The sequence below is a fragment of the Flavobacterium sp. genome (assembly GCF_020217025.1).
Lineage (GTDB): Bacteria > Bacteroidota > Bacteroidia > Flavobacteriales > Flavobacteriaceae > Flavobacterium.
The window spans coordinates 1-10,000 of sequence record NZ_JAIWOF010000169.1; the positions used below are offsets into that span (position 1 = coordinate 1).

At 31.0% G+C, this 10,000-nt stretch carries 9 protein-coding genes; 5 read left to right on the forward strand and 4 right to left on the reverse strand.

The window, feature by feature from the left end:
• The coding region (locus LDL23_RS08570; protein WP_291265325.1) for a hypothetical protein at positions 1-2,333 on the reverse strand (2,333 nt) is incomplete at its 3' end.
• 10 nt (positions 2,334-2,343) lie between these two features.
• A complete protein-coding gene (locus tag LDL23_RS08575; protein ID WP_291265326.1) occupies positions 2,344-2,826 on the reverse strand; it encodes a hypothetical protein in 483 nt (160 codons plus the stop codon).
• Between the two features lie 267 nt (positions 2,827-3,093).
• On the opposite strand from LDL23_RS08575, the gene LDL23_RS08580 reads away from it, so the two are divergent.
• The 5 genes from LDL23_RS08580 (at position 3,094) to LDL23_RS08600 (ending at position 8,175) form a co-directional block, all read left to right on the forward strand.
• On the forward strand, positions 3,094-3,597 hold the full coding sequence (locus LDL23_RS08580) for a histidine phosphatase family protein (protein ID WP_291265327.1): 504 nt from the start codon (positions 3,094-3,096) through the stop codon (positions 3,595-3,597).
• On the forward strand, positions 3,578-5,662 hold the full coding sequence (gene ppk1, locus LDL23_RS08585) for a polyphosphate kinase 1 (protein ID WP_291265328.1): 2,085 nt from the start codon (positions 3,578-3,580) through the stop codon (positions 5,660-5,662). Before LDL23_RS08580 ends, ppk1 begins: the two co-directional genes overlap by 20 nt.
• Positions 5,663-5,670: 8 nt before the next feature.
• A complete protein-coding gene (locus LDL23_RS08590) occupies positions 5,671-6,561 on the forward strand; it encodes an exopolyphosphatase (RefSeq protein WP_291265329.1) in 891 nt (296 codons plus the stop codon).
• 131 nt (positions 6,562-6,692) lie between these two features.
• Complete coding sequence (tnpA, locus tag LDL23_RS08595; protein ID WP_026726226.1) at positions 6,693-7,154, forward strand: IS200/IS605 family transposase; 462 nt, start codon at positions 6,693-6,695, stop codon at positions 7,152-7,154.
• A gap of 124 nt (positions 7,155-7,278) precedes the next feature.
• On the forward strand, positions 7,279-8,175 hold the full coding sequence (locus LDL23_RS08600; RefSeq protein ID WP_291265330.1) for a restriction endonuclease: 897 nt from the start codon (positions 7,279-7,281) through the stop codon (positions 8,173-8,175).
• Position 8,176: 1 nt separating this feature from the next.
• Here LDL23_RS08600 and LDL23_RS08605 read toward each other — a convergent pair whose 3' ends face one another.
• Together LDL23_RS08605 and dnaX are read right to left on the reverse strand one after the other, a co-directional pair.
• Positions 8,177-8,482 (reverse strand): DNA polymerase III, encoded by a 306-nt coding sequence (locus LDL23_RS08605; protein WP_291265331.1) that lies wholly within the window; start codon positions 8,480-8,482, stop codon positions 8,177-8,179.
• A gap of 383 nt (positions 8,483-8,865) precedes the next feature.
• Positions 8,866-9,939, reverse strand: coding sequence for a DNA polymerase III subunit gamma/tau (dnaX, locus tag LDL23_RS08610; RefSeq protein WP_291265332.1), 1,074 nt, complete (start codon positions 9,937-9,939; stop codon positions 8,866-8,868).
• Positions 9,940-10,000: the final 61 nt, after the last annotated feature.

Below are 10,000 nucleotides of genomic sequence, written 5' to 3' on the forward strand. Positions count from 1 at the left end.
CTAGCCGAAGCACCACCGTTAGAAGCTAACCAAGCGTTTAAAGCAGTTGTGTTTCCATTACCATCACATTGTACTTCTAAGTTAGAAGCTTGAGTTGTGATTGTTGGATTCGTGTTATCAACAATGGTAAAAGTTTGTGTAATTGTTTGAGTACTACATGAAGTAATTATTGTATATGTTCTTGTTACTATAAGAGGACAACTACCATTTGAAGAATCAACATAAGATATAGTATAATTTAATTGATTGTTTGATACACTTCCGCCAGCATTAATAAAATCCTGAAGATTAATATTAACTGGTGTTTCACTAAATACTAAAGGAGAAATTACAGAAGAATTACAGCCATTTATATTTACAGATTGAGGAGATGTAATTATTGGATTTCCAACTATATTAATTTGTAAAGTATAGTAACAACCATTTGCATTTGGTGGTACAGCATAGTAATTGAAACTACCTAAAGTATTTGGAAATGGATTTGAATTGGTATATTCAATTGTACTTCCATTAACCGGATAACTGTTATAAAATTGTGTACCAATTGGATAGTTTGACGCAATCGAATTGAAAGGAATTTGAGCTATAGGACTACAATAATTAAAAACTAATTCGGTAATAGTATTTTGACAGTTTTGATTAATGAAGTTTGTAGCATCAATCATTGTCGTTATAGGATTTAAAATAGGATCTCCAATACATAAACCACTTGTAACATATCCTTGAATAAAAGGTTTATTTATAATTTGTATTCCTGTAATTGCACCAATTCCATTTATGTAACCAAATAATGATGCAGAAGGAGCACAGTTTGGATTTTTCAATAAAAAGCAATCCTCAGTTATTTTTATTTTATATTTTAATTCTCCTAAGATTGTTGTTGGAGTTGCTGGAACAGGTAATGTTCCAATATCCCAAATAAGAGTACCAGATGGACCATCATTTGGATTAAAATAAACACTATTTGGAGTTGGTAGCGGACTAAAATTAATAATTCCGCTTTGACTTCCATTTACAAATGTTGCTGTATATGGTAATTGAATTTTTATTTGAGCATTATTTATATTTTCGGTTCCTTCATTAAGAATTTTGATTGAGTATTCAATTTCTTGGCCAGGAGTAACAGTTGTCGTAGAAGTCGCTGGTACACCATTAATGGTTACTAAAGACATGACTCCTTCAGGGTCTGGAATATAAGCGTCTACAGCCATTGCAGCCATAAAAATTACATAGGTATCTTGAGTTGAGCCATATCTAAGTGTTGTGGATGTTTGATTGTTTGCAATTACAGAGTTACTTGGATTAGGAATATTAAACATTGAAATATCTAGTCCCGTATTGTTAACTAAATTTGGATTTCTTGTATTTCCTCCAGTTTGAATGGAAGAATTAAAGAAATTATTAGTTGAATTACCAGTGTGGTTTAAAGCTTGCCAATTGTTATCACTAGATCTTTGTATATTGAAATAGTCACCACTAATACTTCTATCACCTTCACCTGCCATTAAACCAAGTTTAACATTAACTTGACCTGTTTGAACCGCATTAAATCCTGAAATAGGAATTTGGTGGCTTAAAGTTGAGTTTCCTTGTACATAGGCGTGACCATCAAAAACAGTGATATCTCTCCATTTCATTTTTGAATTTTCATAGACAACAATAATTCCCCAACCTCCATAATAACCAGTTGAACCACCATTTCCTTCAACTAGCGCTATATCAGCCACAGTATATTTACCTATTCCATTTGCTTTTACGTATTCAGTAATTTCAGCAAAAGCTGAATACATAAAACCATCAGAGTTTTGAGGATAATATATATCGTTTGTATTTGCAGTTATTTCAGTATATGATGAAGAAGTAGGACCTTTAAGTTTAACTTTTCTTTTATTAAATGTTTTAGTTACTGAATTTTTAGTCACATTAAAAATATCGGGACTATTTGAGCCATCCGATGATCTTCCCGTCCAGTATAAACCAGCAAAAACAACTTTAGAACATTCTGGAACAGCACCATTTTCAGTTGAAAATGTTAAATTAGCGCTTGAAGAATTAAATGTATTTGAGTCACCATCTATATCAACATAAATCATGTTATTATTACTATTGGGCTCATTAACATCGTAATTATTCAATGTTAAATTTGTATTTCCTATCAAAGTAAAATCACCTTTAATATTATAAATACTTGTAGAAGGGGAAGCAATAGGTTTGCGTGGAGTAAAATTGACTCTTACCTGAGAATGCATTACAATACTTATCAATAAAAAGAATATTATGATAATATTTTTTCCACTAAAACTTACATCTTTAGAGTAATTTTTTGTTTTCATTTTTTTAAATTTATTGTGGAACACTTATCTGATAGGTGATAAATAAATTAGGATTATTTACATTCAGTACTGAAAATACACTTTGGTAATCAGTTTCAATAATTACATGAAGTAATTCTAAATTTACTAAAGAATTCAAAGAAACTAAATCAATTGGGCTAATATTGTTTCTAATTCTTAGTATACAATATTTTAAATTTGACAGTTCTACTGCACTTAATTGATTTATTTTATATAAATTTTCGTAACGAATGTCTAAAATAGTTCCTCCATTAGAATTATTAGAATTTCTTGAAAATTGATTGGATTCTAGTTGAACTAAATCTGTTGAATTTAAAACTACAGAAAGTGTATTCTTAAGTTCTTGATTTGATTCAAAATTAATATCGTTACAATTATAAATTTGTTGGGCTCTAATACTTATTGTAGAACACATTAAGAAAAGAGAACAAAATAATAATGTTCTAGTTTCAATTTTTAATGGACTTTCCATAATAATAATTTTAAAAAATTAATAATTACAGTAAGCTGATTTTAAGGTTTGGTTTAGGGGATGAAAATGAAGTTAAGTTTAAAAGAGAAAAATGGGGAATTGAATATTTAACACTGCTAAATTACTCAAAAACCAACACTTAGTTAGCTTTAGGTGGGGGTTTTCGATAAAGTGCTAAAAATAATCTATTAACTAACTTAAAATTAATAAAAGCTTTAACTTCTAATTCAAAAAAAAGTAGTAATTTGAATCTCTAAACTAATAACTATGAAAAATTTAATACTTATTAGACATTCAAAGTCGAGTTGGGATGCACCAGTTCAAGATATTGACAGATCTATTTCCCAAAGAGGTGTTCGTGATGCCCATTTAATAGCTTCAAAAACTCCTCAAATTTTGCCTTCATCTTATATTGTTTGGAGCAGTAAAGCAAAACGAACGCAAGAAACAGCATTCATTTTTTCTCAATACCTTTCTATTCCGCTTGAAACTATCCATTTTTCAGACGATTTATACACGTTTGATTCTAAAAAGTTGGAAAAAAGTATAAAAAAATGTGAAAATTCATATGATAGTTTAATTCTTTTTGGACATAATGAAGCTATTACAAAATTTGTTAATAAATTTGGAGACCTTTATATAGATAATGTCCCAACATCTGGTGTTGTTGCTTTGCAATTTGATACGGATGATTGGAATACGATTTCAAAAGGACAAACTAAAGCAACATTATTTCCAAGCCAGTTTAAAAATGAACAATCCCACAAATAATTATATAGATAGAGAAAAAAGTTGGTTAACATTTAATGCAAGAGTGCTTCAAGAAGCCAATGATGAAAATGTACCTTTATTAGATCGATTTCGTTTCCTTGGGATTTTCTCGAATAACTTAGATGAGTTTTTTAGAGTTCGTTACGCAGCCATTCGTCGAATGAGTCTTGAAACTACTGAAACCGAAAAAATTCTTGGAGTTCCCGCTGAACAATTACTTAAAGAAATTACCGATATTGTTATCGAACAACAATCGGAAAGTTTACGAATTTTAAGCGAAATCGAAAAAAAACTCGAAAATGAGAACATCTATATTATTAACGAAAAACAAGTTAATACAGAACAAGAAGTTTTTATTCACGATTATTTCATCCAAAAAGTTAGTCCAGCAGTTGTAACGATTATGTTAAACGATTTAGAAGAATTTCCTCTTTTAAAAGATACTTCTGGATATTTAGCGATTAAATTAGTTATGAAATCAGAATCTCAAAACGAAGAGATTAAATATGCGGTGATCGAAATTCCAAATACAATAAACCGATTTGTTGTTCTTCCTTCAAATTCTGATAAACAGTATATCATTCTTCTTGATGATGTTATACGTCTTAACTTAAATAGTATTTTTAATATTTTTGATTACAAGACGATTTCAGCCCACATGATTAAAATTACTCGCGACGCTCAGTTGGAATTTGATAGTGATTTGAGTAAAAGTTTAATGGAAAAGATTTCCAATTCCGTTAAAGAAAGAAGAGTAGGTGAGCCGGTTCGTTTTGTTTATGATCAAGCTATCGGTAAAGATACTTTGGAGTTTTTCCTTAAAGGAATGAATATTCTAAGTTCTGATAGTATTATTCCGGGTGGAAGATATCACAATCGTAGAGATTACATGAACTTCCCAAATTTAGGAAGATACGATTTATTATATAGAGAAAACTTACCATTACCCGTTCCAGGATTATCACTAGAAGGAAGTATTTTAGAGCGAATCAAAAAGAAAGATTATTTGCTTTATGCACCCTATCAATCTTTTTCTTATATCATAAAATTTTTGCGTGAAGCGGCTTTAGATCCAAAAGTAGCTTCTATTAAAATTACATTGTATCGTTTGGCTAAGAATTCACAAATTGTGAGTTCATTAATTAACGCTGCAAAAAACGGAAAAAAAGTAACGGTTCAAATCGAATTGCAAGCGCGTTTTGATGAAGAAAGTAATATTTCCTATTCCGAACAAATGCAAACCGAAGGAATTGAATTAATTTTTGGAGTGAAAGGTTTAAAAGTTCACAGTAAAATTTGTGTTATTGAACGAATTGAGGAAGGAAGAGTAAAACGCTATGGATTTATTTCGACCGGAAATTTCAATGAAAATTCTGCAAAAGTTTATACCGATGTGACTTTATTTACAAGCAATGTTGAAATTCTTAAAGACGCTGCTAAGATTTTTGATTTCTTCGATGTGAATTATCGCGTACATCGTTACAAACATTTAATTGTTTCGCCACATTATACCAGAAGTCGTTTTAATAAACTAATTGATAGAGAAATTTTAAATGCGCTTTCAGGAAAAGAAGCCTATATTAAATTGAAAATGAACAGTATATCCGATTTTAAAATGACGGATAAATTGTATGAAGCAAGTCAAGCCGGAGTAAAAATTCAATTGATAATTAGAGGAATTTGTTGTTTGATTCCTGGAGTTAAAGGTTTAAGCGAAAATATTGAAGCCATCAGTATTGTAGATAATTATTTAGAACATTCCCGAATTTATATTTTTGGAAATGAAGGGGATTCTGAAGTTTTTATTTCATCGGCGGATTTTATGACTCGTAATTTGGATGCAAGGGTAGAAGTAACCTGTCCTATTTATGATCCTGAAATTAAAAAAGAACTAATTGAAACTTTTGAAATAGGTTGGAAAGCTAACGTAAAAGCTCGTATTCATTCGGCAGATTTATTAAATCGTTACAGAAAACGTGGTGATGAAAAACCATTTAGAGCCCAACAAGAAATGTACAATTATTACCAAAACAAATTAGATGTGATTGCCGAGAACGTGCAATAAAAATATAGATGATTACAATAAAAAAATATGCAGCTATTGATATCGGTTCCAATGCCATGAGGTTATTGGTAACCAATATTGTAGAGCAAGAAGGCTGCGCACCACAATTCAATAAGAGTTCCTTAGTACGAGTTCCTATTCGTTTAGGACAAGACGCTTTTACCGTAGGCGAAATTACCGAGGAAAATATCGAAAGGATGATTGACGCCATGAAAGCTTTCAAATTATTAATGAAAGTACATAAGGTAGAAAAATATCAAGCCTGCGCTACTTCAGCTATGCGCGAAGCTTATAATGGTAAAGAAGTAGTCGAAATCATCAAAAAGAAAGCCGATATAAAAATTGATATCATCGATGGTAAAAAAGAAGCCGCCATTATTGCGGCATCCGATTTAAAACAATTCATTAGTACTGATAAAGCTTATTTATATGTGGATGTTGGTGGTGGAAGCACCGAATTTTCTTTGTTCTACGAAGGAAAAATCATCGCATCTAAATCGTTCAAAAACGGAACCGTTCGCTTGTTAAATAACATGGTAAACGAAGTAGTTTGGCAAGAAATTGAAAAATGGATTAAAACCAATACCGAACCTTTTGAAGATATCACCTTAATTGGTTCTGGAGGAAATATTAATAAATTATTCAAATTATCTGAAAAACAACAAGACAAACCGCTTTCGTATGTCTATGTAAGTTCACAATATCAAAAATTGAACAGCATGACCTACGAACAAAGAATCGCTGAAATAGGTTTAAATCCAGATCGCGCCGATGTAATTATTCCAGCTACAAGAATCTATCTTAACGCTATGAAATGGAGTGGTGCCCGACATATTTATGTACCAAAAATTGGATTATCCGATGGTATCGTGAAAGCGATGTATTATGGAAAGATATAATAATTAGTCCCGTAGGGACGACACATCGGTAGATAAAAAAATCAGAAATATAAGTCCCGTAGGGATGACATATTGGTAGAAAAATTTAATTATAATAATTAATTTAATCCCGTAGGGATGGTATAGCGGTAATGGCAAACACATATACACAAATTCACATCCAATTTGTTTTTGCGGTAAAATATCGAAACGGATTAATTCATTCGTCATTCAAAGAGGAATTGTACCAATATATTTCAGGAATAATTAAGGCCAATAATCATAAATTATTAGCGATTAATGGAATGTCAGACCACATTCATATTTTAATCGGAATGCGTCCAACACAATCCATTTCTGAATTAATGCAAATCATTAAAGCCAATTCCTCCAAATGGATTAACGAGAAAAAGTTTTTAAATGTAAAATTTGAGTGGCAAGAAGGTTACGGAGCATTTTCGTATTCCAAATCCCATGTTCAAAATGTAATTAAGTACATTCAGAATCAAGAAGAACGTCATAAAACGAAATCATTTCAAGAGGAATATTTAGAATTTTTAGAAGCTTTTGAAGTGGAGTATGATGAACGTTACATTTTTAAAGAGCCTATTTAATGTCATCCCTACGGGATTTTTAGAAACTGTTAGTTAATCGTTACCAAGATTTCATCCCTAACGGGATTTATAAAATTTGTTTTGTATTATTGTATTTATAAACCAAGAATGATTTTTTAAAACCATGAAGAAAATTGAAATACCAAAATTCCATGAAACATTTAATCCAATTTTACAGATATTGAGTAATGGAGAGATGATTCATACTAGAGAATTACAAGATTTGGTTATTAAGAAATATTATTCTGATTTACCTGAAGAAATGCTTAATGAGAAAACAAAATCAGGTGAAGTATTGATCAATAATAGAATTGCGTGGGGAAAATCATATCTAAAAAAAGGTGGATATATTTTTTATCCAGAACGAGGACATGTTAAAATTACAGAGAAAGGTTTAAGTCAAAAGTCTAGTTTAACATTAAAAGATGTTGAACAAGGAACAAATATGCTTGATTTTTATACCGAAGAAAATTTAAAGTTAAATAAATCTAAAACAGATATAAAAGTTATTGATAATGCATCTCCACAAGATTTAATTGATGAAGGTTTTTCAAAAATTGAAACAGAGGTAAAAAATGATTTATTAGATAAACTAAAAGTTATCAATCCATATTATTTTGAAAAAGTAATTCTTATTTTATTGAAGAAAATGGGTTATGGAGATTTTATAGAAACTTCTAAATCTTCAGATGGAGGAATTGATGGAATTATTAATGAAGACAAATTAGGTTTAGACAAAATTTATATTCAGGCTAAAAGATTCAATGAGAATAAGGTAAGAGAAAAAGATATCAGAAATTTTATTGGAGCTATGAGTGGTGATACAAATAAAGGTGTTTTTGTAACTACCTCATTATTTGATAAAGGTGCTGTTGAAAAAGCCAAAAATGCTCATCACAAAATAATTCTAATAGATGGAATTAAATTGGTTGATTTAATGCATGAGTTTAATGTTGGTGTTCAGACTAAATCTGTTTATGAAGTCAAGCAATTAGATGAAGATTTCTTTGAAGAACAATAATTTAAACATCCAAATCAAACGTCTTTCTCAACAAATCTAAAGCTGGATTAATTTGTTTTAAACGTTCAAATTTTTCTTGTGGAGTAAATGCGTATTTGTTTTCGGTAGTTTCATTTACTACAACTTCAATGGTAATATCGTGGTTGTGTAATTTTCCTCTTAAATAACCCATTAATTCATGGCAACCCGATAAAAATTCCTCTTTCGTACTTTGATTTGGAAGTTCTAAAGTAATGGTGGTTCCGTTTAACGTTGGATCGTTCATTTGCATGTAAGTTGCTAACAAACGCTTTCCGCTATCGGTCATTTTTTGAGCAAATTTATTCCACTGCAACAACATATCGGTTTCGTTAAACGTTTCTGAAGGTAATTCCTCTCTGTGTTTTTGAAAGGTTTGTTGTTGGGCTTCTAACTCTTTTTTCGCTTTAATACTTGCTAATGAAAGTGCCGAAACTTTAGTTCCTGTCGGATTTAAATTGGTTAAAACGGGTTTCGGAATTTCAGGAACTATTGGAGCAACTACTTCATTTTGAACTTGAGGAATTTCAGCAACTATTGGTTCGTTTATAACTGTTTCAGATACTATAACAGGTTTTGTTTCCTCAGTTGAAACCTGAGTTTTAACCGTTGGAACTTCAGTAATAGAGTAGGAGTTGTTCTTGTAATGAGTAGCCGGAATGATAAATTTAGCTACTTTTTTTTTTCTCCATCAAAAGTGATAGAGGCTAATTGCATCAAACAAAGCTCGACTAAAAGGCGTTGATTTTGACTGACTTTATATTTCAAATCACATTCATTAGCTAACTCAATTCCTTTTAATAAGAAATCGTGCATTACTTTGTGTGATTGCGCTGCATATAAACTTTGTGCATGTTCCCCAGCTTCCAATAAAGGTAAAGTAGCCGGATTTTTACACACTAATAAATCTCTAAAATGCGAAGCCAAACCTGCAATAAAATGATGTCCATCAAAACCTTTTGCTAAAATATCATTGTAAGCTAAAAGTAAATCCGGAATTTTATTTTCTAAAATTAAATCGGTGATTTTGATGTAATATTCAAAATCTAATACGTTTAAATTTTCAGTAACCGCTTGTCTAGTAAGGTTTTTTCCACAATAAGATACTACTCGGTCAAAAATAGACAAAGCATCACGCATAGCACCATCTGCTTTTTGAGCAATGATGTGAAGAGCGTCGTCTTCAAAGGTAATTCCTTGTTCTTTAGCAATTTCAGCTAAGTGTTCTTTTGCATCTTTAACCGTAATTCTCTTAAAATCAAAAATTTGACAACGCGATAAAATCGTTGGAATAATTTTATGTTTTTCAGTAGTTGCTAAAATGAAAATAGCATGCTTAGGTGGTTCTTCTAATGTTTTTAGGAAAGCATTAAAAGCAGCTTGCGAAAGCATGTGCACCTCGTCAATGATATATACTTTGTATTTTCCAGTTTGTGGAGGTATTCTAACTTGATCGATAATACTTCTAATATCATCAACACCATTATTAGAAGCCGCATCTAATTCAAAAACGTTAAAAGAGAAATCCTCATACGGATCATCATACCCTTCTTGATTGATTTTTCGAGCTAGAATTCGTGCACAAGTTGTTTTTCCTACACCACGTGGTCCAGTAAATAATAAGGCTTGTGCCAAGTGATTCGTTTCAATAGCATTCAACAAAGTATTGGTAATAGCTTGTTGCCCCACAACATCTTTAAATGTTTGCGGACGATACTTACGAGCCGATACGATAAATTGTTCCATAAATTCTATTGAAACACAAATATAGGTTGGGAAATTCCAAAAAGCAAATTCCAAAAACCAA